The organism is Halobacillus litoralis, from assembly GCF_009856355.1.
GTDB lineage: Bacteria > Bacillota > Bacilli > Bacillales > Halobacillaceae > Halobacillus > Halobacillus litoralis_B.
The window spans coordinates 36,926-59,799 of record NZ_WMEW01000015.1 but is presented as its reverse complement, the minus strand read 5'-3'; the positions used below and the strand labels follow the sequence as shown (position 1 = coordinate 59,799).

30 protein-coding genes and 1 other annotated feature are annotated in these 22,874 nt (G+C 41.5%); of the genes, 27 read left to right on the top strand and 3 right to left on the bottom strand.

What is annotated here, in order from left to right:
• Nucleotides 1-241 precede the first annotated feature (241 nt).
• The 15 genes from GLV97_RS17480 to GLV97_RS17410 all read left to right on the top strand — a co-directional run bounded on the left by GLV97_RS17480 (nucleotide 242) and on the right by GLV97_RS17410 (nucleotide 9,988).
• Nucleotides 242-487 carry a hypothetical protein gene (locus GLV97_RS17480; RefSeq protein ID WP_160835225.1) on the top strand — a complete coding sequence of 82 codons (246 nt, stop codon included), beginning with the start codon at nucleotides 242-244 and terminating at the stop codon, nucleotides 485-487.
• 163 nt (nucleotides 488-650) lie between these two features.
• On the top strand, nucleotides 651-1,028 hold the full coding sequence (locus GLV97_RS17475) for a hypothetical protein (RefSeq protein ID WP_160835226.1): 378 nt from the start codon (nucleotides 651-653) through the stop codon (nucleotides 1,026-1,028).
• Between the two features lie 223 nt (nucleotides 1,029-1,251).
• Nucleotides 1,252-1,809 (top strand): GNAT family N-acetyltransferase, encoded by a 558-nt coding sequence (locus GLV97_RS17470; RefSeq protein ID WP_237418648.1) that lies wholly within the window; start codon nucleotides 1,252-1,254, stop codon nucleotides 1,807-1,809.
• Nucleotides 1,810-2,495: 686 nt separating this feature from the next.
• The gene (locus GLV97_RS17465) at nucleotides 2,496-2,807 is read left to right on the top strand and encodes a hypothetical protein (protein WP_160835228.1); all 312 of its coding nucleotides are present in this window, start codon (nucleotides 2,496-2,498) and stop codon (nucleotides 2,805-2,807) included.
• A 627-nt stretch (nucleotides 2,808-3,434) separates the two neighbouring features.
• Nucleotides 3,435-3,638: a helix-turn-helix transcriptional regulator gene (locus GLV97_RS17460; RefSeq protein WP_160835229.1), complete on the top strand. Its 204-nt coding sequence runs from the start codon at nucleotides 3,435-3,437 to the stop codon at nucleotides 3,636-3,638.
• The gene (locus tag GLV97_RS17455) at nucleotides 3,638-4,120 is read left to right on the top strand and encodes a hypothetical protein (RefSeq protein ID WP_160890221.1); all 483 of its coding nucleotides are present in this window, start codon (nucleotides 3,638-3,640) and stop codon (nucleotides 4,118-4,120) included. The genes GLV97_RS17460 and GLV97_RS17455 overlap by 1 nt, the downstream gene beginning before the upstream one ends.
• Nucleotides 4,121-4,259: 139 nt before the next feature.
• Nucleotides 4,260-4,706: a GNAT family N-acetyltransferase gene (locus GLV97_RS17450; RefSeq protein ID WP_160836440.1), complete on the top strand. Its 447-nt coding sequence runs from the start codon at nucleotides 4,260-4,262 to the stop codon at nucleotides 4,704-4,706.
• Between the two features lie 141 nt (nucleotides 4,707-4,847).
• Nucleotides 4,848-5,312 carry an NUDIX hydrolase gene (locus GLV97_RS17445; RefSeq protein WP_160835231.1) on the top strand — a complete coding sequence of 155 codons (465 nt, stop codon included), beginning with the start codon at nucleotides 4,848-4,850 and terminating at the stop codon, nucleotides 5,310-5,312.
• Between the two features lie 106 nt (nucleotides 5,313-5,418).
• Entirely contained in the window at nucleotides 5,419-5,907 is a 489-nt protein-coding gene (locus GLV97_RS17440) for an RNA polymerase sigma factor (protein WP_202409556.1), read from the top strand.
• Nucleotides 5,904-6,809 (top strand): zf-HC2 domain-containing protein, encoded by a 906-nt coding sequence (locus GLV97_RS17435; RefSeq protein WP_160842113.1) that lies wholly within the window; start codon nucleotides 5,904-5,906, stop codon nucleotides 6,807-6,809. The genes GLV97_RS17440 and GLV97_RS17435 overlap by 4 nt, the downstream gene beginning before the upstream one ends.
• A 534-nt stretch (nucleotides 6,810-7,343) precedes the next feature.
• Nucleotides 7,344-7,718 carry a hypothetical protein gene (locus GLV97_RS17430; protein ID WP_160890220.1) on the top strand — a complete coding sequence of 125 codons (375 nt, stop codon included), beginning with the start codon at nucleotides 7,344-7,346 and terminating at the stop codon, nucleotides 7,716-7,718.
• A 387-nt stretch (nucleotides 7,719-8,105) separates the two neighbouring features.
• On the top strand, nucleotides 8,106-8,429 hold the full coding sequence (locus GLV97_RS17425; protein WP_160890219.1) for a PadR family transcriptional regulator: 324 nt from the start codon (nucleotides 8,106-8,108) through the stop codon (nucleotides 8,427-8,429).
• A complete protein-coding gene (locus GLV97_RS17420) occupies nucleotides 8,429-9,073 on the top strand; it encodes a permease prefix domain 1-containing protein (protein ID WP_160890218.1) in 645 nt (214 codons plus the stop codon). Before GLV97_RS17425 ends, GLV97_RS17420 begins: the two co-directional genes overlap by 1 nt.
• Before the next feature lie 173 nt (nucleotides 9,074-9,246).
• Nucleotides 9,247-9,537, top strand: a complete 291-nt coding sequence (locus tag GLV97_RS17415) for a hypothetical protein (RefSeq protein WP_160890217.1) — start codon at nucleotides 9,247-9,249, stop codon at nucleotides 9,535-9,537.
• Nucleotides 9,538-9,712: 175 nt separating this feature from the next.
• Entirely contained in the window at nucleotides 9,713-9,988 is a 276-nt protein-coding gene (locus GLV97_RS17410) for a hypothetical protein (RefSeq protein ID WP_160890216.1), read from the top strand.
• Nucleotides 9,989-10,659: 671 nt separating this feature from the next.
• Here the strand turns inward: GLV97_RS17410 and GLV97_RS17405 are convergent.
• Complete coding sequence (locus GLV97_RS17405; RefSeq protein ID WP_160890215.1) at nucleotides 10,660-11,277, bottom strand: hypothetical protein; 618 nt, start codon at nucleotides 11,275-11,277, stop codon at nucleotides 10,660-10,662.
• A 255-nt stretch (nucleotides 11,278-11,532) separates the two neighbouring features.
• Between GLV97_RS17405 and GLV97_RS17400 the strand changes: the two genes are divergently transcribed.
• From GLV97_RS17400 to GLV97_RS17385, 4 genes are all read left to right on the top strand, one after another.
• Nucleotides 11,533-12,267, top strand: a complete 735-nt coding sequence (locus tag GLV97_RS17400) for an IclR family transcriptional regulator (RefSeq protein WP_160890214.1) — start codon at nucleotides 11,533-11,535, stop codon at nucleotides 12,265-12,267.
• Between the two features lie 24 nt (nucleotides 12,268-12,291).
• Nucleotides 12,292-13,479 (top strand): MFS transporter, encoded by a 1,188-nt coding sequence (locus GLV97_RS17395; protein WP_160890213.1) that lies wholly within the window; start codon nucleotides 12,292-12,294, stop codon nucleotides 13,477-13,479.
• 12 nt (nucleotides 13,480-13,491) lie between these two features.
• Nucleotides 13,492-13,950 (top strand): heme-binding protein, encoded by a 459-nt coding sequence (locus tag GLV97_RS17390; protein WP_160842106.1) that lies wholly within the window; start codon nucleotides 13,492-13,494, stop codon nucleotides 13,948-13,950.
• A 375-nt stretch (nucleotides 13,951-14,325) separates the two neighbouring features.
• The gene (locus tag GLV97_RS17385; protein WP_160842105.1) at nucleotides 14,326-14,829 is read left to right on the top strand and encodes a hypothetical protein; all 504 of its coding nucleotides are present in this window, start codon (nucleotides 14,326-14,328) and stop codon (nucleotides 14,827-14,829) included.
• Between the two features lie 891 nt (nucleotides 14,830-15,720).
• On the opposite strand, the gene GLV97_RS17380 is transcribed toward GLV97_RS17385, so the two are convergent.
• Entirely contained in the window at nucleotides 15,721-17,064 is a 1,344-nt protein-coding gene (locus GLV97_RS17380; protein WP_160890212.1) for a sodium-dependent transporter, read from the bottom strand.
• An 88-nt stretch (nucleotides 17,065-17,152) separates the two neighbouring features.
• Nucleotides 17,153-17,358, bottom strand: a binding site (T-box leader).
• 124 nt (nucleotides 17,359-17,482) lie between these two features.
• On the opposite strand from GLV97_RS17380, the gene GLV97_RS17375 reads away from it, so the two are divergent.
• The 8 genes from GLV97_RS17375 (at nucleotide 17,483) to GLV97_RS17340 (ending at nucleotide 22,415) form a co-directional block, all read left to right on the top strand.
• Nucleotides 17,483-17,737 (top strand): hypothetical protein, encoded by a 255-nt coding sequence (locus GLV97_RS17375; RefSeq protein WP_160835240.1) that lies wholly within the window; start codon nucleotides 17,483-17,485, stop codon nucleotides 17,735-17,737.
• Between the two features lie 97 nt (nucleotides 17,738-17,834).
• A complete protein-coding gene (locus tag GLV97_RS17370; protein ID WP_160890211.1) occupies nucleotides 17,835-18,737 on the top strand; it encodes a M23 family metallopeptidase in 903 nt (300 codons plus the stop codon).
• A 138-nt stretch (nucleotides 18,738-18,875) separates the two neighbouring features.
• Complete coding sequence (locus GLV97_RS17365; protein WP_337192766.1) at nucleotides 18,876-19,415, top strand: sigma-70 family RNA polymerase sigma factor; 540 nt, start codon at nucleotides 18,876-18,878, stop codon at nucleotides 19,413-19,415.
• Entirely contained in the window at nucleotides 19,415-19,828 is a 414-nt protein-coding gene (locus GLV97_RS17360; RefSeq protein ID WP_160890210.1) for a PadR family transcriptional regulator, read from the top strand. The genes GLV97_RS17365 and GLV97_RS17360 overlap by 1 nt, the downstream gene beginning before the upstream one ends.
• Nucleotides 19,825-21,114, top strand: a complete 1,290-nt coding sequence (locus GLV97_RS17355; protein ID WP_160842102.1) for an FtsW/RodA/SpoVE family cell cycle protein — start codon at nucleotides 19,825-19,827, stop codon at nucleotides 21,112-21,114. Before GLV97_RS17360 ends, GLV97_RS17355 begins: the two co-directional genes overlap by 4 nt.
• A gap of 93 nt (nucleotides 21,115-21,207) precedes the next feature.
• Nucleotides 21,208-21,486: a hypothetical protein gene (locus GLV97_RS17350; protein ID WP_237416970.1), complete on the top strand. Its 279-nt coding sequence runs from the start codon at nucleotides 21,208-21,210 to the stop codon at nucleotides 21,484-21,486.
• A 136-nt stretch (nucleotides 21,487-21,622) separates the two neighbouring features.
• Complete coding sequence (locus GLV97_RS17345) at nucleotides 21,623-21,973, top strand: DUF4440 domain-containing protein (RefSeq protein ID WP_160835247.1); 351 nt, start codon at nucleotides 21,623-21,625, stop codon at nucleotides 21,971-21,973.
• 16 nt (nucleotides 21,974-21,989) lie between these two features.
• Nucleotides 21,990-22,415, top strand: coding sequence for an NUDIX hydrolase (locus tag GLV97_RS17340; protein WP_337194116.1), 426 nt, complete (start codon nucleotides 21,990-21,992; stop codon nucleotides 22,413-22,415).
• Here the strand turns inward: GLV97_RS17340 and GLV97_RS17335 are convergent.
• The gene (locus GLV97_RS17335) at nucleotides 22,395-22,784 is read right to left on the bottom strand and encodes a hypothetical protein (protein WP_160842101.1); all 390 of its coding nucleotides are present in this window, start codon (nucleotides 22,782-22,784) and stop codon (nucleotides 22,395-22,397) included. The two genes, GLV97_RS17340 and GLV97_RS17335, sit on opposite strands and share 21 nt — an antisense overlap.
• Between the last annotated feature and the right edge of the window lie 90 nt (nucleotides 22,785-22,874).

The window sequence follows — 22,874 nt, the reverse complement described above, 5'->3', positions numbered from 1 at the left end:
AAAGGAGGGAAGAGGTTAGGTAATGGAGTTGATAGCATACTAAAGGCCTCTACTTATACAATTCAAGATTGATAAATCCTAACCCTTCTCAATAATCGGGAGTTTTAGTTGAATAATTACTTTTCTATATTGTACTGATGGAGAAGTAATGTCTATAAAAAATGATAATTGTTACTCAAAGTAGGATGTGTTTTTTGAAGGCAGAAAACCATTTTGTTGGTAGTAATTTAGGAGGGAAGGTATGAAGCATGTTTTGCAATTTACGATGGGGTATTTGGGATATTTTCTAGTAGGATTCATGGCTTTAAGGGCTATGGTAATACAAGATGACAATGTGGGATTTGCTACCTCAATCGTTGGATTACTTTTACTTGTGAACTATATAGCATATTTAGAGAAAAACCATGGAACACCTAAATATAGTGGTTACATAAAGTTAATTTTAATTGTAGTGTTTATAGCATCAGGGTTTACGTTATTAAACTAATCAGAGCGATAGTTGAAGATCAACTCCAAAGTATTTCGGCTTCGAGTCTTAAAGAAACGTGGGCGATTGTTCTATTAACGATCGCTTATTTTAATAACTAATCGAGTTACATGGATCAAAACCTGGCTTTAAACAATTAAACTTACTCATAAGGAGGTTTCTTTTGGAAAAAAAGACATTAGCGCAGATATTAATATTCATTATAGCTGGATTACTTTTTATTTTTTCGATGGACTTACCAGTGTTAGGCTTTAAAAAGTTAGAGTATATAAAGGAATCCTCTACTTATCGAATTATTAGTTATAACTGGTATGGTAAGGAAATCAATGATCAACTTTTTAAAGGTGCCCCTTCAGAAATGCTTGATATTTTTCAGAAGCAGGATAGATTACAAAAATTACAGGGTTCTATAATTGTTTTTGCACTTTTAACCTTAGCTGCTTGGATATTCAAGGAAAAGAAGGTTTATGTATATGGGAGCGCCCTAACCTTCTTTATATTAATTTTTATCGATGTAACCCTGGTCCATATGTATAATTAAACATCCAGCTTAAATATGTGGTAAATAAGATATTTAAATAGGTCTCAATATCGAGTCTTCAAAAACGGACGACGATTATTCAATAAGAGTAATCGTCGTCTTTTTTGAGAACAGGAGGAGAAGTAATGTTTCCTTTAAAAGTATTGAAAATTATGTAAAATAGCGATATGATGTCATAATATTTATTTTTGATAAATTAAAAAGATGTATGGAGTGTGGGCGTATGGAAGTTGAAACATATTTAAGAGACATGCCTGAGTTTAATACTGCTAGATTAACACTAAGAAAGCTCGCTTTTTCAGATTTAGAAGATGTGTTTAGTTTCTGTTCTAATCCTAATGTAGCACGGCCTATGACATGGGAAGTAAATGAGTCGATAGATGCAACCGAAGAGTTTTTAAATATGGTAATTACAGGTTACGGAAAAGGTGAATCAGGTGAATGGGCCATTGAATGGAATGAAACAGGCCAAGTGATTGGTGTAGCCGCCTTTATTGATTGGAGTAATAAGCATAAGTGCGTAGAATTGGGGTACTTTTTATCGGAAGAATATTGGGGGAAAGGAATTGCTACTGAAGCACTTCAGGAACTTGTTCGCTACGGCTTTAACGAACTATACCTTAACAGAATTGAGGGTAGGTCCGATACAGATAATTTTGGTTCTCAAAAAGTAATGAAGAAGTTAGGCATGAATTATGAAGGCACTTTAAGAAAAAATGAATTTATAAAGGGCGAGTTTAGAGATACAGAAGTGTACTCCATATTGGAAAGTGAGTATTGATCCTGAGAGTATTATTTAAACTACATTCTTAATTGAAGTATCTATGATGACTTACTAAATCTCAGGTAAAGAAATAATGGGAAGAGAAACGCAAGCAAAAAGAAAAACGGAATCGATAGTTGTTAAAATGCGGGTGGGAACTCTTTCAGTTGATTTTGGTGATACAGGCGGGATCCATAGAGCTCCTAAAAAGCTTGGTTGAAACTATCTAATACTTATAGCTTTGAATGCGTAATAAAAAAGAGTTGATTAATATGGATTTATTTGATGTATTTATGCTGGTTATTATTGGTGTAATAGTAGTGAGTATAGGAATGATGATTTACAGTGCGATAAAAGAATAATTAAAAGATATAAAAATCTCTAAATGCGTTTTTAATGCTTTTAGGGATTTTGCATGTAAAATAAAAGCAAAAGGTTCACTTACTCTAAACTGAAAAAGCCGTGACTCGTGCATACCGTCATAGAGATGGATTCAGTGGGTTTTCACATATGTTCTTTACAAAGGATAAATCTAGAAATCAAGTATTAAACAAACGAGGCAGGTTTGTTGAAGACTGAGTTTCCAGATACTCTCTTCAGATGTCTTTTCTATAGGCTTGAGTTAGTAATAGCATTCTGCCCTTTAATACATAAGCATAAGTAATATCAGTAGTTAAACCTATTTAACTGAAGGAGCAGGTTAGTTGAACACTCAGTACTTCCAGGGAGGGATAAAGTTTTTATTATTTTCAACAACTCTAGTGTTAATAGTCGGATCTTGGATTTGGTTTAATTATAATCTTAAAAAGGGTATTTCCCAGTTTTTATTAGTTATAACTTCAATCGGCGCTCCGTTTTTGTTTTTTTACGGAGGTATTAACTACGCTGCTTATATTAGTAGCCAAGGAGCGGCATTTGGTTCTGTTATCCTTCTGTATGTTTTATTAGCAAATAGTATTATTTTATGGCTTTCTATTGCCATTATCGCTATTAGGAAAAAAGGAAGAAATGAATAATGGAATTCTGTGATTAATCGAAAGATAGTGCAGGAAACTCAAGTCTTCCACTATAGAGGTTGATTGTCTAAAAAGAGGAAAGGAAAATTGAAGAACTTCATGAAATATCTGATTATATTTGTATGGTCTGTACTCTTCTTTCATTATTTTAACGAGCTGTTACCAAAAAATATACTACTTTCCATAGCTGGATGGATAGTTCTATTTTTAAGCTCGTTACTAATCCTAAGATTATTTGAAGGTAAAAAACCGTTGACTATTACAAACGCATTTTTTTCCAGTTGTGATATATTTTCTTGTAATCAGTGTGTGGTAATCCAACGGACACAAAGATAAAGCAACAAAAAGAGGCACCTCAATTTTAAGTCTTACAGTAAAGGGGCTTTAGTTGAACAATTACTTTCGTATATTGTCTTGTCGGAGCAAGTTTGTTCAATAATAACAGGCCTGCTTTTGTACTAATTAGGCGGAGAAGTGAAGTAATTAATATTTCAACTGTACTCTGAAGAGATGGTACAGTTTTTTTGTTTCAAAAAAGGAGTTTTGATGTTTGAAAAGTAAAATCAACTTTACAAAAAGAATAATTGACTTTACAATGACGGAGGAAAAGTTTGGGAGTGATGTTGATTGTTGATTAATCGCGTGAAAGAGTTAAGAGCTAGATACAACTTAACACAAGGAAATTTGGCTGAAAAGATTGGTGTAACCAGGCAAACGGTTGTTTCATTGGAAAAGGGAAGTTACGTTCCTTCATTACTTCTAGCTATGAATATTGCAGAAGTTTTCAATGAACCGATAGAAAATATCTTTTATAAAGAAGGAGAAGAGTAATGAGGTTATATTTGACAATTATTATGAGGTCTTTACTTTATGTTTCACTAGGGATTATGGTTTATAATTCTGTTAGAGTTGAACAACAATTTGAGTTATTAGGAAGAGGATATATCGATGGGTTTTCCGTAAATATAGATAATATGGTGGGCCATATATTTATTGGCATCACGATAATATTAGTCATTATGAATGTGATTCATTTACTTTTTATGGGGAAAAATAAACAAGCAAAAATGGAAGACTATATCTTACCTGAATATGATGCCTCAGATGAACGGTCGGTGGAGATAACTGGAAAAGCAGTACGTTTTGCATTTGCTTTTATATTGTTGTATTCATTTTTAATCCTCGGTTCATATATGTTCATTCCAAACTATTTCCTGGATTATGTTTGGTATCCGATGTTCACGACAGCTTCGATACCAATAGTTGGTCTAATCTTCTATTTAATCTCATTCAAAGTTCTATATTCTCGTTAATCGTTATTAGATTCTTCATGGAACGGAGGCAAATCTTCAAAAAAATAGTACCTTCTTTTATTTGTATAGTGAATAGTGGTGAACGGAGACATCAGTACTCATCGATAAAGTCTTAACCATAGGAGGTGTAGTATTGATTATGGCTAATATATATTTCAAAGACATCGATGATACTAACGAATACATAGTTAGAAATATAAAATTGAAATCTGAACAAGAGAAATTTATTGAGACCGTAGATGAATGTTTGAAAGAAGCTGCCGCTCACCATCAATGGCATCCAGTAGCTATATATTGTGAAGAAGATATTGTTGGCTTTGCTATGTACGGTTCTTTTGGTCCCAATAAAGAAACCTGGCTTGATAGAATAATGATCGATGAAAAGGATCAAGGCAAGGGTTACGGTAAGCAAGCGATAAAAAGTCTGATTGATATAATTTCTAAAGAATACGAAGTGAACGTTATATATCTAAGTATCACGGAGGACAATAACAAGGCTTTTGAACTAAATACAAGTATTGGATTCAAGTATATGAATGAGAGAGACCCGAATAATGGAGAATTATTATTTAAGTACACCTTATAAGGAAAATCATCAAGGATCATTTTTCTAATAATAGCTGTCTCAGGCTTTAATGGTCCTTTTTATCTTGAAACCAAGCCTTCAGCTAATAGAAGGTCAATAGGCAAAAATTTAATACAAGTTAAATGGGGAGGCTTCAAGTAAATGAATTTGCAGGTACCACTAAGGTGCACAGGTGTGGCAACAGTTTTAATAAAACGAACGGAATCAGATGATAAAGTTCTATTACTTAAACGTGATACATCTGTTTTGAGAGATGTCTGGTGTTACATAGGTGGAGGAATTGAAGAAGGGGAAAAAGCCTGGGAAGCTGCTCTCAGAGAAGTTAAAGAAGAAACAGGAATTACAAATCTCCCGCTTTATAGCTCCAATCAATTTGACCAGATCTATTCACCTGAAGAGAACTATATTTATATTGCACCCGTATTCGTAGGTTACGTTGATGAGTCACAAAAGGTGAATTTAAACTATGAGCATAGTGATTATAAATGGGTTTCCTTTAAAGAAGCATGTGATACAGTTTCAATACCAGGTAACGAGGAAGTCCTTCTTTCTATCGAGAAGCACTTTGTTAATCGTCCACCACTGGAATATTTACGTGTACAATAAAATATTTACTTCCATTAATAAAAAGGACCGGGCGTACTTTGTTCGGTTTTTTTTATATTTTTGTAAGATATCTGCGTTTATCGCGTCTTATATGTAAGGAGGTGAGATGGTGACACAGCTTGAGGATATTTATCATACATACTTTAAAGATGTATTCTTATATGTGTATCGTTTATCAGGCGATAAGCATATTTCTGAAGATATCACTTCGGAAACTTTTATGAAGGCATTAACATCGTTAGACAGTTTCAAAGGGGAGAGTGATATCCGGGTTTGGTTATGCCAAATTGCCAAAAACAGTTATTACTCTTATTTGCGTAAGAAAAAAAGCTTCGTAGATTTTGAGTCCGTTCCAGAATCAGCTAGTGGAGACAATGTAGAACGAGAAATAACCACTTCAGAAGCGTCTGTGAAGGTACATGAAATGATCCAGAATTTAAAAGAGCCATACAAAAAGGTCTTTACGCTCCGTTTATTTGGAGAACTGTCATTTAAGCAAATTGGCAAATTGTTTGGAAAGAGTGATAACTGGGCTTGTGTTACTTATCACCGTGCTAGGGAAAAGGTTAAAGCGCGATTGGGGGATTATCGATGAAAATCAGCTGTAATGTGATCAGGGATATACTGCCGTTATATGCCGAGGATATGGCAAGTCAAGATACCAGGGATCTAGTCGAAGACCATATAGCTTCTTGTGAAAACTGCAAAAAACGCCTTGAAGAAATGCGGACTTTTGAAGAACCGCCGGTAGATACCGATATAGCTCCCTTAAGAAACATACAGAATACATTGCGAAGGAAAAAGCTGCAGACGATTATATTTTCAATCTTGGTAACATTGGTTTTTGCAGTGGTTACAATCGCTTATCTGACGACGCCAGCTTACCTCTCTTATAATGAAGATGCGGTTTCAATCATCGAAAAGGATGACGGAACTGTACTATTGAATTTTAGTGAAGAAGTCGCTGGCTTTGATGTAACCGAATATCCAGCAGAAGACAATTCCGGTTATGTCTATGATATAACGACATGGGAAACAATTTGGCACCAGAAAATAAGCAGAAGCAACCTGGAAAACACGGTCTTAAACCCGAAAGGGGAAACGGTCTCTTCTATCTATTATTACAATACCGATGGAAGTGAAAATACTTTAATTTATGGTAATCCAATAACAGATGGTTCTGTTATGACGTTACCTCGGCTTGTTTTAAGCTACTATTTGTTGTTTGCTGTAGGGTTTTCAATTATTTGTGGAATTGGATGGGTCCTATTCCGTAAGAACGAAAAAATAAGAAATGGACTGGAAAAAATCATTCTATTGCCTATCTCCTACGTGTTCGCACACTTCCTTATAAAAGGTCTTCACTCTGCCACTTACCTTGCTGGACGAGACTTTTATCTAATATTACTAGTCACCATTTCTTTATATTTTGCGTTGTTAGCTGGAAGGAACATATTAAAAAAATTATCAATGAAGAAGCCGAAGGGGACTTTATAATAGTTTTGCTTTCACTGGTTTATAAAAGACCCACCAATCATTATGTTGTTTCTCACAAATAGAAGCGATTGCTAAATAAGAGCAATCGCTTTTCTACTAGTGGGAAGGATTTTGTAAAACTCCGTTTCAAAATAATCACTGCCTTGAAACTAAAGAGACCTAATTCCGTATGTAAGGTACAAGCCGCCACTTAGATGTATGATTGGGTGCTGTTTGAACGTTAACTATTATTTAAAGAAAGTTGTGTTTCTGAATGAGGATTTTACAAAAACAGTGGGTAAGAAGTTTAGCTTTAGTAGTCGTGCTGTCACTTTTATTAATCTGGGAACAAATGCTTTTATTTATTATAGGGGTGCTGCTATTGATTTTAATAGAAGTATTTGCGTACAAGAAAAATATTTAGCTTACTTAAGTTCCATCTTTGATTTTGAGATCAAACCAGTGGGGTTGTTTGTCGCAAACCAAGTCTTCCAGAAATGAGAGCGATTAACTAAACGAGCAGTAAAATATAAATAAGAGTAAAGGAGGGATTGTTTGAAACAAAAGAAAAAGATTTTATTTTTTTCTTTGGCGCTTATAGGTATTCTCTCCCTTGTTTTGAATTGGGATTCAATATATTTAAGAACCCAAACACTGATTCTTAATGATGCTGGTGTTTATATAAATGACATCAATAAAGACAGGGAAGAAAGTGAACAAAGCACTGTCGGCAAAGAGGATATTGAGGTTGTAGTTAGTTATACAGGGAATCATATGTTTTTAACTAAAACTTATGTAAATAATGAATTTGAAAAAGCCTTTCTGACTCAAGCGAGCAAAACTGGATTTTTAGATTGGTCGTATCATACTATTCCTTTTATGCCTGATGCTGAAATAAAAGAAGAAGCATTTGAAAAGTGGAATCTTTAATAACAACAATGCAGGGGTTTTTAGCTTATAAGCTAAGTTCTTACATAACGAAGGCGAATCTATAATACTTATAGTCGTCTACTCTTTATTTTGAATTGCGGTATTAGAAAAAAATCGCCCGAAATGTATGTTGTTGTATGGCGGAAGTAATTAATGATCATTGATATTCTACGATATATTAAAAGATCATCAAAGAAAAGTTTTAGGAAAACAGCTGGTAGAGCCATTTTAAGCGATAGATCAACTTTAAGTGAAATTGGTTTCATAAGAGAGCTCTCTCATTGCAGGGGCAGGGCTCTCTTATTTTTGGAAATGTTTAGGTTCTATTACCTTGCTTTACGATGTAAGTAGTTATACAATGTAGTTACCATTATCTGGAGGTACGCAATGAACAAAGAATTAATGAAAGGAAGCATTGAAATCCTCCTGCTTTCGATCCTGGGGCAGGAGGACTGTTATGGGTACGAAATGACTAAGAAGCTCAGGACGCTGAGCGAGGGGGCTTACCACATGAAAGAGGGAACCTTGTACCCGGCTTTGAAGAGGCTTGAGAAAAAGGAATGGGTGAGGTCGTACTGGAGTACGGAATCCGCCGGCGGGCGGAGGAAGTATTATTCCATTACCAAAACTGGACGCACTGTACTGGCAGGAAAACGTAAGGATTGGAAGCAGATTAATTCATTAATTGATAATACTTTGGGGGATTTTTAATGGATGAGTTTGAGCAGTATGTAAAGAAGATCACCAAGAACCTGCCTGATGAGGAAAAGGAAGAGTTGAGAGAAGAGATGGTGGGACACCTTAGGGATCATGTGAAAGAGCTTCTCATCCAGGGGCATTCAGAAGAGGAAGCTATCCGTCTCGCCATAGACTCATTTGGCGATGAGGGAAAACTGAATCAAGAGTTCAAGAGGTTCTTTTTTCCTACCTATAAGCTGCTTCGTTTCGTGTGGTCCGTTGTGTGGACCGTGGCAGGTCTCAGTTTGATTTCTTACTTTTCCATGGAGTACTATCATCCTGAGCTTGATAATGGGATTGATTTGTACAGTGTTTGGATGACAATGTTTTATATTGCCTCTCTTGCAGGAGCCGGTGAAGTGATGCATCACTCTTTGCAAGGTGCAATCAAATGGAAGTGGATTTTAAATCCTTGGCTGTTCTTTATGATGCCTTCGTTAATGATTAGTGGACTCCAGACAACGATGCTGTTTACCCAGCCTGAACGGTATCAAGATGGATTGTGGTTGGATTTATACGCTGTAGCCATTGGGGGATTGGTGTATGTATCAGCAAGGCAGCTGTTTAATGGTCTTTTTTTGGAAGATACCAAAGGGAAAAGAGGCGTAGTCAAGTAATGGTCTGGTGAATCTATTTAAATTGTGCGGTGGTCTGCGTAGTGTTGAATGTGATGCTTGTGAGCGGATGGGATCTATGTTTATCCGCTTTCGCTGATTCTATTGTTATAGACCTATTCAACTCATAGAGCAGTTTAGTGAAAGAGGGGAAAAATATAGGAAGGGTTGATGTTATGGCTATCGTTATAGGGTATATCATTGCATTTTCAGGTGTATTGGCAGCATCTGTAATCAGCCTGGATAAACCACAAAATAAAAAATATATGGTATGGGGCATTGTTCTTATGATACCAATCTCCCCGGCTTTTGCTTTTGCTGCAGGGTTAAGCTTGGCAGTCATCGTAGGAAGTGGTTGGGGAGGAATGATTATGTGGTATATCTTCCCCATTATCTTCATAATAGGACTTGTTATGTTACTGATTGGTATCTTTAAGAAAGAAGAGACAGAGGTAGTGAATAGTTGAACATTATTGAAACTATCACGGCATTAAGTCTTGTAGAAACGGGACTTATCGGTAGGAAAGATAAGTCTCTTTTTATTGAGAAAGAATTGAGTTTCTTACTGCCATTTGCAATCATTGGAATTATGTAAGAGCTGAATTTATCGATCAACACACGACCATTCATTAAGGAGGTACTATGAAGAAAACATTATTAGTATTATCGGTTATTGTTAACCTGGTTTACTTGATTCACGTACTTGTTGATTTGGGCATCAAACTGTCTAATGTAATGAATGTTACCTTTGGATTGATATTTGTAGTAAGTATTTCAGGGTCAATATATTTTTTAATACAATCAAGAGAGAATCCGGGCTATCACCCTTACCTGTCACTTACGGTGTTTACATTAAGTATAGCCTCCATAGGGTGGTTTGCTTTTATAAATTATTTATCATTAATAATGGGCGTGTAATTATTCATGTACGGTCGGTATCATGAAAATCAAGTCTTCAACTGCCGGTTCCTTGAGTTTTGAGTCTTATGCATTAGGGGCATTCTGCACCATCAGCTGCGCGGTGCAATGGCTATGAGCACCTGCAAAATAGTTTCTTTAATATGTAGTAAAGGAAGAAAGAAGGGGGTGGTGCTTTGAAGAATAAAGATATTCTACTGGGGGTCTATATACTGATCTTAAGCGTCGTCCCTATCTCCGGGTTTCTATCATTACTTTTTCTTCCAGGTTCAAAAAGTATTATAATGATATGGACGTTTTTGATTACAGCCATGATATTATCCATACTATCTTTTAAGAGACAGAAGTATTTTGCAGCTGTATCAATCGTTATCTTATTGGGAACGGCCGCCCTACTATTGTTTGCTGCCATGATGGCCGGGATGTCACCTAACTCATAAGTTAAGTCATAAAAAGAAACATGTCGTACTTGAATAAAAGGTTCACCAAGGTATATCGACTTCGAGTATTCAACCAGTTGAGTGTTCTTTGGATAAGTCCAGTACAAAAAGAACTTCCATAAGATTGGAAGTTCTTTTTATGTTAGTCATTATTTTGACATCCATAAATCAACAATAAAGGAATCAGGATGATGACAGAAATAGAGAGTTTCTCCCATAACCGCCACCTGTTTAGAATGTAACGTCCACAACTATATCTTCGCCCACAGGTTCCCCTTCACTATTAAGGGGAGATTGGATGTGAAGGGTCACTTCATCAATCTCTTCCACATTTGAACCTTCCAGGAAGAACGTAAATACTCTAATTAAATCAGTTTCACTGAGAATATCTTTACTTAAATCATCACTCATAAATTCATTTGGCGAGAGTACTTCCTCTCCTGCACCCGTTGTTAATGACAAATGATTGCGGGTGAATAATATGTCTTCATTCCTAGTAGATATTTTTGTCCCAATACTGACATACTCTACATCTTCTTTTTCAAGGTTTTGGATCACGGTTTCGTCTGTGTATGTACCACTTATTAAACTCACATCACTAACTTGAATGGTTAAAGGACCAGATTCGAATGTCCCTAGATCCCTTTCTAAGTCAACCATTTCGAATGTCCCCTGACTATTTTCAACTACCTTATCTTGTTGATTGTCATTTCCATTATCTTTGTCATCATTTTCTCTTTGTTCTGTGGTTTCTTCATGAGTCTGCGGGTCATTGACTGAGGAATCACTATTACTGCATGCAGCTATTAAAAAGGGCAGGAAAATGGTTATAAAGATTATTCTTTTCAAGGTGTTCACCTCCTCTAGTTACTAGCCCATCAACTTTACCAAAAAACGACAGAAGGAACAATTGATCGATTGTATTCAAAAAGAGCAATCGATTTGGTGCTTATCAGGGTGAATCCCTTGTCAAAACAGTATGGAATGAGGTCTGGAAGTTCATCATGAAGTTGAGAGTTTCATATATCGAAACCGGAAGTTCTTTTTTTGATATACATTTTACGGCGTTATATGATAACACCTGTGCAAAGGGGGCACACACTCATGAGTCAATATGAAGTTTCAACGTTGAAAAAAGGATTGCTCATTCTGAATTTGCTGATGGACAGCGGCGGAATGACAATGAATGAAGTGATGCATCACATGAAGCTCAACAAAACGACGGCCTTCCGCATGCTCTATACGCTTGAACACATGGAATATGTAGAGAAGAACGGTCAAGTGTACCGGGCTTCTTCTAAGCTTGCAGAATTCAAACAAGACCACAACCCTTTAGTGGATTGGGTTTCAGTTTCGCCACTATACGAGCTGAGTCAGGAGCTGGGAGAAACCGCCTATATCGGGATATTGGACGGGACAGATGTAGTTACGACCCAGGTAGTTGATGGTACACATGCGATGCGGATCCATTCCGAGGTTGGAGATCGCGACCCTGCGCATGGAAGCGCCCTTGGGAAAGCCATCGTTGCTTTCTTTGACGAATCGAAACAAAGGAAATTTCTGAGAAAACTGCAGTGGAAGAAACAAACGGAGAATACATTCGATGATGAACAACTGTTTCTCTATCACCTCAAAGCCATACAAGCTCAAGGCTATGCAGTGGATGATGAAGAAACGGAAGTGGGACTTCGCTGTATTGCTGCTCCTATTTATCGAAATGGAGAAGTGGTGGCTTCCCTGGCATTATCTGGACCGGCTAGTCGAATTCCGAAACGATACGACACTCAGATCAGTAAAAAGATCAGAGCCTGCAGCGCTCAAATTTCAAAACTATTGTAATCCAGACGTAAGGAGGAGACATCTATGAGTAAATTATCATCAAAAGCGATTATCGGACTTTTATCCCTGGCTATTAGTGCTTTCGCCATCCGTACAACAGAGTTCGTTATTGTCGGACTCCTTCAAACCGTTGCAGCGGATTTGGATATTTCCGTAACTAAAGCCGGGACTTTGATCTCGGGGTACGCAGCAGCCATTGCGATCGGGGCTCCCATTGTTACGACCATGACAGGGAAGCTTCCTAAGAAAGGACTGCTCCTTACTTTCATGTCCGTTTTCATCCTTGGAAATGTCCTATCAGGGCTTTCGGAGACGTATGAGTTATTGTTGATATCACGTATTATTACAGCTGTAGCTCATGGTGTGTTTTTCGCCATTGCTGCAACTGTAGCGGCAGAACTTGTGCCAAAAGACAAGCAGGCGTCGGCCATTTCCATTATGTTCACTGGATTGACGGTTGCTACTATTATCGGCGTACCATTCGGGACATTTGTGGGACAAGCGGTTGGTTGGAGAGCCACCTTCTTTTCTGTGGCAGCCCTCGGCCTTATCGGATTAGCCGCCAATCTTTGGGCGGTCGATCGTATGAAGCGGTCGGACGAATCTCCTACGCTCGGTGATGTCGGACGGCTTATATCGAACCCGAGAATTTTACTGGCTCTACTGATGACAGCGTTCGGTTTCGGAGGGACTTTTGCGTTATTTACGTATCTTTCACCAATACTGGAGGAAGTAAGTGGGTTCACCGAAGGGGCTGTATCGTGGATGCTTCTCTTATACGGAACAGCCGTGGCGATCGGGAATATCGTCGGTGGTAAAGTAAGCAACAGCCATCCTGTAAAGGCCCTGCGATTTGTATTCTTCATCCAAATCTTCGTGCTTCTTTTACAATTCGTATTGCTGCCGAACCAGGCCTTAAGTTATCTATCCGTCTTTATTCTTGGTTTATTCGCCTTTATGTTGACCCCGGGGGTCCAGTCCTACATTCTCATGCTCGCTGAGAAACTTGTACCAAAAGCGAAGGATGTCGCATCGGCGATGAACATCTCCGCTTTCAATGTAGGAATTGCCGGCGGTTCTGCGATCGGCGGTTTCGTTGTGGAGACGATGAATTACCTTGATACAGCTTGGGTTGGTGCCATTATGGTGACCATCGCACTTCTTCTTGCTGTCATCAACTATCGACTAGATAAAAAACAACAATTATTTTAAAGGAGAAATGATATGAATACAGAAGAGCTGCTGCAACTTGAAAATGAACTGGTGTTCGACCAATTCACAAATGAACAGGCATTAGAGCTTGGGTTAGAACTCATCCAATATGCGAAAGAGAACGGAAAATCTGTCGCGGTCCACATTGAAAGGAATCGTGTCCCGCTTTTCACTCACTTAATGGATGGAACATCGGAAGAGAATGTGAAATGGTTATATCGGAAGAAAAAAGTGGTGGACCACTATAACCACAGCACACAATTTATTGCCGCACGCTTTGAAGAAATGGGCACTACACATGATGAAAGTTCCCTGCTTCCTGTTGAGGATTACCAAGCAGTAGGGGGCTCACTGCCCATTAAAATCAAAAACGCAGGTACGATCGGTTCTGTTACTATAGCGGGACTTACACCACAAATGGACCATGATTACTGTGTAGAAGGGGTAAAGCGATTCTTGGAAAAAAGGTAGAGGGGTCCATCGAAAGGAACAGTCATCACATATGAACAACAGCACCGGTTCGAGGGACGTGACGTAGTAAATAAAAGAAATCGTGTGCGGATCGATGAATATAATAAACCTTACAACCATGCCTGTTTCTTCCATTTCTATTTTGGAAAGGAACAGGCACTCTTACATAATTCTCCTTTAATGAGATATTAACCGCCTTCCCTGCTACTTATTTATCAGCTGCTTTATTTACTGTATCCCAAACTTTTCATTAAAAGACTTATGGTAAAAACAAGAACAAACATTCGTATAATTGCATGGTTTTGTTTATATACTCAGAATCATTTATACTATTTAAAGAATATTTTAGATAAACAACCTTTAGGGGAGGTGCTTATGGCGATTAAAATTAACTATACTACAAGTAACGAAGATATGGACCCTTACATAGATTACCTCTTCAAGCATAGTAAGAGCGGAAGTATATTCCAAATTTTTACGGTTGTAGTAGGAATTATTCTTCTCACATCATCTCAGATATTTTATAAAAACGCTCACCCTGAAGCTTCTGTACACCCTATGGCATATATTTTCTTGTATACGGTTGGTTTGGGCTTATATATTTTTATAACGTTTAAGGGTATTAAAAAGAAAAATAAAAAAGCATTATTAAAAAGAAAAGATAGATTTATAGGGGGAAAAGAAGTTTACTTAACTGATGAATCCATCCAAATTATTCATAAAGAAACAATTGAAAAAACTTGGAGTGAAGTGGATTCCTTTGTGAGGGACGATCCTTACATCTATATACACATTGAAAAAGATAAGATTATCCATCAAATTAAACCAGGAACAAAAATAGCGGAGGTAGAAAGTTACCTTAAACAAAAAAGTGTGTAGGGGACCTTACACACTTTTTATGCTGAATCATCTTCTTGGAATAACTTCTCTCCAGTTCCTACAATGAAAGCAGAAAATGCTGCCAAAATAATAATAACAGGGGCTGCATAAATAAATTACCATCAAGTGCCCGCTGCCAATACAGCTGAATCTGTTGTCGATCCATCTCGTCGAGATAAGCTCCTATAAGTAGTGAGGTTACAAAAGCAATATATGAAACCAAAAGGATACGGTCGGGAGCAGAAGCCATTGTTCCTTGGTAATATAAAAAAAGGAACTTCCAAACATGGAAGTTCCTCAGCTTGTAGAGAAACCCCTGTTTCTTTACAAGCTTTTTTCTTTCTTACCGCGAGGAGCGAAAACCCCTTCCCTTTCCGCGTCCGAGCGTCCGAGCTTCCTCGCAAAACCCACGCTCGGCGATCTCGGACCACTCGTTCTTCCGCAGGAGTGGAAGGGGCACCGCTCCTTGGGGATTCTTTAAAATCGACAAAAACTCTCCTTCACCCAGCCCACTCTTGATGGATGGAGGGCAATGCCGTCATCAGCGCCTGTTCCTTCCGGTGTTCTTTTCCGAGCAAGCGGCAATCGCGCAGCCTATGCCGTTCTTTTGAGTCTGCGAATCTGCTTCGTGCACAGTCTCCTTTCTATATATGCTGACGTTGGCACGAGGAGCGTTCGGTGGTGATGCCTGCGGGAACAGCACGGGCCGAAGATCCACTTGGGCAGGCGACCTTCCTGGCCAAGTTAGCTGAGGGCGTGCCCGCGGCATTCATCCACCGATAAGCGGAAAGTGACCCTTCACACGACACATGGACAACTCAATCTGGTGAACACAGGCTTTTTCTACAGCCGGAACTTCCAAACATGGAAGTTCCTTTTTTTCTCTATCGATTAAAATACGTCAAGCACATCGAGCATGACGATGATAATCAGAAGCGGGGCAACATACCGAAGCAGGATAAACCATGTTTGGAACAAGCCTTTTTTCATCCGGCTGCCGCTTTGCAGTTCTTCATACAGTGCTGACTTTTTCATTTTGTTCGGTACATACAAGGCAATCAAAAGCGAACCGATCGGGAACAGGATGTTGCTGACTACATAATCCATGTTGTCGAAGAAGGTCCGGCCGAACAGGGTGGCGTCTGCCAGAACACCGTAGGACAACGTCGACGGGATGCCGACAGCGAAGATAGCCAGTCCGGTGATCCATGCCCATTTCTTCCTCTTTGCTTTGTCGCCTTTCGAGAGCACCGATACGATGATCTCAAGCATGGAAAAGGCTGAGGTCAACGTGGCGAACAGGAACAGCAGCAGGAAGCCGGCAAAGAAAATCATGCCGCCCGGAAGCTGGCTGAATACAGTCGGAAGCACCTGGAATAACAAGACAGGTCCGGCATCCGCCTGAAGGTCAAACGCAAACACAGCCGGAAAAATGGCCAGTCCCGCAAGCAGAACGATGAAAATGTTCATGCCGCCGATGGATAAGGCAGCGCGGGGGAGGTTCTCGGTTTTGGGCAGGTACGAACTGTACGTCACCATAACGGAAACCCCGACACTCAAGGTGAAGAAGGACTGTCCCATCGCTTCTAAAATCGTCTGTGACGTTACTTTTGTAAAGTCCGGCATCAGCAGGAAAGTGATGCCTTCCATCGCTCCGTCAAGAGAGACGGCCCGGATGACAAGCAGGATAAACAAAACAAATAAAGCCGGCATCATGATTTTACTGGCTTTTTCAATGCCCTGCTGGACACCCCGGGAGACAACAAGAATGGTCATGACCATGAAAATAAGCTGGACAAGTACACTCCCGAACGGGTGGGAAATCGTGCTTCCGAACAGATCCGCGTAGGACGAGGCATCCACAGAGGCCAGCTGTCCGGTCAGCGTTTTATACAGGTAGGCGACAATCCAGCCGCCGATGACGCTGTAAAACGATAAAAGCAGGAAGGATGTAATCATCCCCATGATGCCGATCCAGTGCCATTTTGTACCTGGTGAAATGGTTTTATAGGATTCCACCGCGTTTTTCTGAGCGGTGCGTCCGATGGAGAACTCTGCTAACAGCAGGGGTAATCCGAGAAACAATGTAAAGATAATGAATAATAGAAAGAATGCTCCGCCTCCGTTCTGGCCGGCGATATAAGGGAATTTCCAGATGGCGCCGAGGCCGATGGCGGATCCGGCGGCAGCTAATATAAATCCAATCTTGGATGTCCACTGCTCCTGTTGTTTCATAATGACATATGCTCCTTTACCTTCTTTTTTTACTTTGCCGCATCTATGCGCCAAAGGGCTGAAAAATAAAAAAACCGCCCCTACATGACGTAGGGACGGTTGGACCGCGGTACCACCCTTGTTATGAGCTTACACTCATCACTTGTGCGTATAACAGTCGCCACTGTTTTCCACCGCGGTGGAAAAAGCTCCAGAAGTGAAATTCACAGTCAGGATATGTACCGGTTTTCACCACACACCGGCTCTCTGCGACAGGGATCCTGACGGCTACTTGATTTCTCTCTCAGCCGTTCTTTTTATTAACAGTTGGATACTATTTTAATCATGGGTCATTCCTCTTGTCAATGTGAAAATTATGAAAACACACGATTGAACGCTTCTCTTACGGGTATACCTTTACAAAAAGGGGGGAACTCATATGACGACAGGTGCTGTCATTGTTTTTGCTGCCGCGCTCATTCTGGCCGCGGTCGGATGGAAGAAATGGAAGTCCTTGAAGTACGGGCGCCCGGTTATTTTAACGCTGTTATTTGCTGCTTTCGGCATCGGCGGGGCCCTCCTGCTTATGCTCTACCTAGGATCCTCCGGTGTTCCCGGCGCGCTGGTCATCACGATTGCTTTGTTTGCCATTGTGGTGCTGGGTGCCAGTGAATACTTAAGCAGACGTACGTAGGGAGGGGCAGCCTGAAACCTATGAAACTTTTTCCATTGCAGAACGTATAGATGATCATAGAGCGTCATCGTTCTAATTCGGGGAAGGGAATGATTGGTTGATCTGGTTTCAGGCTTTTATCCACCTTGTACTGCCCGTTCTATTGTTTGTCCATTTATTGAGAACAGCGTATTCGAAACGTACATACCTCTTGATAGACTGGGCTGCGGTTCTCATGTTCATGGCATTTATTTTTGTCATCGGGCCGTGGCACATGTTTACCCACTACATGCGCTGGCTTCTGCCTCTCAGCTTTCTCATAGTAAGCGTTTTTGTCTACAGGCGTTGGCGCAGTCTGCCTGAGAAATCGGAAAAGAAGAGGAAAGGGGCTGTATTTTCCATGGTCATCAGCCTTCTTCTTATCCTTTATTTTGGATCCATTGCGGTCTCCGGACTGTCGGGATACGCCCTGCCGGAAGAAGACAAGGCCGTCGACATGGAATTTCCAATGAAGCACGGGGTCTATGCATTGGGTCACGGGGGGGCCAGTACGTCGATCAACTATCACTATGAATCCAAGACACAGGCCTATGCTTATGACATTCTTAAAGTCAATGCGCTCACCGTCCGTGCTGACGGCTTATCTCCCGCCAGCCTGGAAGACTATGAAATCTACGGTGAGCCGCTGTACAGTCCGTGCACAGGTGAAGTGACAGCAGCGGTGGACGAATATGAAGATATTCTCCCGCAGGCGGAGCCGGACAAGGAGCAGCATCCCGCTGGTAACCACGTCATTCTTTCCTGTCAGGGCGTGGACGTTCATATCGCCCACATGAAACCGGGCACAGTCCATGTCCAGGAGGGAGATGCGGTTGAGGCGGGCCATCTCTTAGGGGAAGTGGGAAACACAGGAAATACGACGGAGCCGCACCTTCACATTCATGCAGAAAAAGATGGAGAAGGCGTGCCTCTGACGTTCCATGACCGATTCCTGAAACGAAACAGCCTCGTATTTCAGTGAGGACATCCGGAATGGAGCCATCTTTGATGGCCTGCACCGGACGTTTTGGCCTGAGGCAGCACACTTCGTGCTGTCTTTTTTTATTTTTGTAAAACTATTTCCAGACCTGTATCGTTTAATGGGGCAGGAGGGGACAATGTGGAACACTCAATGAATACACCGATCGAACATGAAAACAGAGAAGCAATCATCCAGGAACTGATGGAAAACTACGGAACAGCCATCCTCCACCTTGTCTATTCCTACGTCAAGGATGCGGCACTGGCGGAGGATCTAACGCAGGAAATTTTCGTGAAGGGCTATCACCACCTGCATACATACAATGGAACGTCGAAAATGACAACGTGGCTGTGGCGGATCGCCATCAATCACTGTAAGGATCACTTGAAAAGCTGGTACAACCGGAAGGTGACCGTCTCCGAGCAGGAACAGCTTGAACAAACAAAAGATGCCTCCAGTACAGAAGACACGGTCATCCAGAACCATGTCGACCACGAACTGGCCGCAGCGGTGATGGACCTGCCTGAGAAATACAGGGAGGTCATCTATCTTCACTACTACGAAGACTTATCGACAAGAGAGATGGCAGACCTGTTGAAGAAAAATGAAAATACGTTAAAAACACGGTTGAAGCGGGCCAAAGACCTGCTGAAAAAAAGTCTGGGAGGGACGCTTTGATGGACAAACGATTAAAGAAGCTGAAACAGGCACTGGATGATACATCCTTCAAGCCGTTGACCTTCGATCAGGGACATCGGAATGAAGTGATGAAGAAAATAGCCAGACAGGAATGTACACCGGAACACATCCGACTGACTATTCTACAGCTCCTCGTACAGGAGGAGACCGGCTATACGCTGGCTGGTAAAATCCGTTCCAGAGGCATTCAAGCCTTTGAAGACGATCAAGGCTCACTGTATACGACGCTCCACACCCTTGAACAGAAGCGGTGCATCCAGTCGGAGTGGAGAGAAGACGGGCGGAAATTTTATTCTCTGACGAGAAAGGGAAGAAAACTGCTTAAGAAATATGAGTCCTCCCCCGACAAACCACAGGTGCTGCGAACACTCGTGGAGGCGGGGCAGATATGAAATCACGAAGCGATTACCTTCAAACCGTCCAGTCCTTTATTAAAGACAAAGAAACCGGGAATAGGATTGCCTGTGAGTTGAACAGCCATATCCAACAGGAAAAAGAAAGCCTGCTGAACAAGGGATTCAGTCCGGAAGCGGCTGAGGCGGAAGCGGTCCGCCGGATGGGGAGTGCACCGGAAACCGGCCGTCATTTCCAGGACGTATACAAGGAGAAAATCGACGGATGGCTGGTCTTTCTTCTTGCTGCGTTGATGGCCTGCGGTTTTCTGACGGCCCTGATCTTCAGCGGGGAAAACGGCTACTCATTCAACGGGAAAGTCTTCTTCACGGCAGCCGGTGTCGTGGCAGCCGGGGGCCTTCTGTTTGTTGACTATAGGAAGCTAAGGCCGCTCGGGTGGCTGTTTTACGGGCTGGGTCTGGCAGGAGCCATGTTTCTGACGTGGGGACCGATGTCGATGACCACGCTTATTCTGGGGAGCGTGGGTGTGCAGGTCGGACCCTTTCATGTGACCAGCATCGATTTTATCCCGATGCTTCTCATTGGTCTTGCTGCTATCGGCAGTAACGGACCGATGAAGGTGTGGAAGGGGATCGTGTTGTATGTGCTTCCCGTTTATTTTTTCATGGGAGCTGCGGATCCGAATGCTGCGTTCATTTATACGCTGCTCTTTACGGCCCTGTTCCTCCATAAACGGGTGAACAAAAAAATCCTCTGGTCGTTGGCTTCGTTAGCCATCATCGGAGCTGTATATGCTGGCTGGTGGTTCTTTGCAGTTGCTGCCAGCTATCAAAAGGATCGGCTGCTGTCGTTTTTATCCCCTGAGAAATTCTCGAATGGGGGCGGTTATATGTATTTGCGGATGGAGGAAGTCATCAGTCATGCCGCATGGATAGGGGAGAGCTCACAAGCGGAGCCACTGCCTTCCGGTCACACCGATTTCGTTTTTCTCTCAATAGTGAATCAGCTGGGCTGGGCCGCTGCCCTTATTCTCCTGACCCTTCTGGTTCTTGTGATTGGCCGCCTGTTCTGGATGACAAGGGAGATCAAGGAACCCTTTGGTCAGCTGCTGGTAAGAGGGAGCCTGGTGTTCTATGCTGTTCCAGTCCTTTATCACGTGCTTATGTCGATAGGGGTCCTGCCAACCGCATCCTTCCCGCTTCCCTTCCTCAGCTACGGGATGGATGCTACGGTTCTTCATGCGGTTTTATTCGGTCTGGTGCTGAGTGTATACAGGAAGAAACATATACCTATTCACAGATTTATTCACCGAACATACGAATGAAAAAAACCTCGGATTCTTATTCTATCACCGCCCAGACCACACCTTCCCGCCCGGCATAGGCTAAGGTTGAAGCAAACGGAAGGGGCGATCGTTGTGGAACGGATTTATCATCATGGTCACGGCACATACGTACCCGGCGCAGGATACCATCACGGACACGGGACTTATATCCCGGGATATGGCTATCACCATGGACATGGCACCTATGTCCCGGGCTACGGGTATCACCACGGGCAGGGAACGTATGGTGGATACGGCTTCGAGCACGGACACAGCAGCTATGCACCCGGATACGGTTATCATTACGGCCAGGGAAATTATTATCCGTGGGGCGGAGTTCATCACAGCCACGGTGGATGGTACCACCCATAATCACTCACAAAAAGGCCCGCAGGGGTCTTTTTTTCTGACCATAAACAGGAAGGGATGGTGAACGAAAAGGATAAAAAAGGAAAAGTGTAGAACTAATCTTTAATAAGGGGCGGTAAGCAGAAGAGGGGGAGGATAGATGAAAGAACTCAAAACCCATCTTAGAGAATTGGAAGGAGCGCATATCAGTCTGGACGTCAGGTCTTCCGCTGAAAAGCTGGATCAGATCCTTGCAGATGATTTTTGGGAGATTGGCAGTTCCGGAATCATTTATACGAAAAAAGACTGTCTGGAGCTTGGGGTCGTTCTGTCAGAAATGACGCTGCATCATTATGAGATTCAGATTCTGGCAGAGGATACGGTCCTCAGTACATATAAAGTCAAGGATACGACGCGGAAGAGGAACACGTGGAGGAGCTCGATCTGGAAGAAAACCCATGGCAGATGGCAGCTGTATTTCCATCAAGGGACAATCATCCCGGGTCAGTAACAAAGGAGGTGTGCTTGTGGAACCTGTATGGAAAGTCTATGGATATATCACCCGCTTTTATAAAGAAAAGCCGCAGGTGCTTGTTTTTCAACATTCGATTCCTGAGGCCGGCATTCAAATTCCTAAAGGAACTATGAACCCGGGGGAAGATCCTCTACATGCTGTTGTAAGGGAAATGGTGGAGGAGACAGGGCTGAATTCCGTCTATGTAGAAAAATTACTGGCGGTGGATACGTGGATAAATGAGGACGGAAAGCCGCACAAGCGGTGTTTTTATCAGCTCCACACCCCGGAGGTGAAAGGCAGTTGGCTGCACGAACCGTCCGGGGGAGGAGAAGAAAAAGGGCTGACCTTCCACTTCTTCTGGATTTCGTCCGTAGAGGAAGTGGATTTGATCAGAGGACATGGGGATTATCTCCATTTAGTCCTGGACGGCCTTTGAGACAATCCGTTTTCTTTTTATTTGTATAGGTCTATCCCATAAGCATGCGGAGACCAGAAGAGAGGTCGCAAGCCCACACCCGATAATGGCAATGAACAATGGGGGATACGCATACTGAATGGCTTGAAAAGCGTCTATTCCCCATAGAAATGGAAACAGAAGAGACACGTAAAACCAGTCATTGGATGCTTTTTCAGATGCTTTGGCTGCGAAACGCTTTCCTGTAAGGGCTGTGGCCAGAATAACGATGGCACAAATTATAAACGAAAGCCCATCCTCTTTGGCTGCCGTTCCTTCAAAAAGAATAAACCGATACATCCCTAAACCGAATAATCCAGCCAACGTACTATTGTATAAGAACCCAGTCATTTTACCTCTCCCTTTTGATGAGGAGTTTTAAAAATACCATTGTATTCCTGGATATTTTTACATATTTTAACTGATAAATCAATGTTGAAA

Bases quoted from the DNA above. Each gene is read 5' to 3' on its own strand.
- GLV97_RS17480 (WP_160835225.1), top strand. From the start codon at position 242: ATGAAGCATGTTTTGCAATTTACGATGGGGTATTTGGGATATTTTCTA.
- GLV97_RS17470 (WP_237418648.1), top strand. From the start codon at position 1,252: ATGGAAGTTGAAACATATTTAAGAGACATGCCTGAGTTTAATACTGCT.
- GLV97_RS17455 (WP_160890221.1), top strand. From the start codon at position 3,638: ATGAGGTTATATTTGACAATTATTATGAGGTCTTTACTTTATGTTTCA.
- GLV97_RS17450 (WP_160836440.1), top strand. From the start codon at position 4,260: ATGGCTAATATATATTTCAAAGACATCGATGATACTAACGAATACATA.
- GLV97_RS17445 (WP_160835231.1), top strand. From the start codon at position 4,848: ATGAATTTGCAGGTACCACTAAGGTGCACAGGTGTGGCAACAGTTTTA.
- GLV97_RS17440 (WP_202409556.1), top strand. From the start codon at position 5,419: ATGGTGACACAGCTTGAGGATATTTATCATACATACTTTAAAGATGTA.
- GLV97_RS17435 (WP_160842113.1), top strand. From the start codon at position 5,904: ATGAAAATCAGCTGTAATGTGATCAGGGATATACTGCCGTTATATGCC.
- GLV97_RS17425 (WP_160890219.1), top strand. From the start codon at position 8,106: ATGAACAAAGAATTAATGAAAGGAAGCATTGAAATCCTCCTGCTTTCG.
- GLV97_RS17420 (WP_160890218.1), top strand. From the start codon at position 8,429: ATGGATGAGTTTGAGCAGTATGTAAAGAAGATCACCAAGAACCTGCCT.
- GLV97_RS17415 (WP_160890217.1), top strand. From the start codon at position 9,247: ATGGCTATCGTTATAGGGTATATCATTGCATTTTCAGGTGTATTGGCA.
- GLV97_RS17410 (WP_160890216.1), top strand. From the start codon at position 9,713: ATGAAGAAAACATTATTAGTATTATCGGTTATTGTTAACCTGGTTTAC.
- GLV97_RS17400 (WP_160890214.1), top strand. From the start codon at position 11,533: ATGAGTCAATATGAAGTTTCAACGTTGAAAAAAGGATTGCTCATTCTG.
- GLV97_RS17395 (WP_160890213.1), top strand. From the start codon at position 12,292: ATGAGTAAATTATCATCAAAAGCGATTATCGGACTTTTATCCCTGGCT.
- GLV97_RS17390 (WP_160842106.1), top strand. From the start codon at position 13,492: ATGAATACAGAAGAGCTGCTGCAACTTGAAAATGAACTGGTGTTCGAC.
- GLV97_RS17385 (WP_160842105.1), top strand. From the start codon at position 14,326: ATGGCGATTAAAATTAACTATACTACAAGTAACGAAGATATGGACCCT.
- GLV97_RS17380 (WP_160890212.1), bottom strand. From the start codon at position 17,064: ATGAAACAACAGGAGCAGTGGACATCCAAGATTGGATTTATATTAGCT.
- GLV97_RS17375 (WP_160835240.1), top strand. From the start codon at position 17,483: ATGACGACAGGTGCTGTCATTGTTTTTGCTGCCGCGCTCATTCTGGCC.
- GLV97_RS17360 (WP_160890210.1), top strand. From the start codon at position 19,415: ATGGACAAACGATTAAAGAAGCTGAAACAGGCACTGGATGATACATCC.
- GLV97_RS17355 (WP_160842102.1), top strand. From the start codon at position 19,825: ATGAAATCACGAAGCGATTACCTTCAAACCGTCCAGTCCTTTATTAAA.
- GLV97_RS17345 (WP_160835247.1), top strand. From the start codon at position 21,623: ATGAAAGAACTCAAAACCCATCTTAGAGAATTGGAAGGAGCGCATATC.
- GLV97_RS17335 (WP_160842101.1), bottom strand. From the start codon at position 22,784: ATGACTGGGTTCTTATACAATAGTACGTTGGCTGGATTATTCGGTTTA.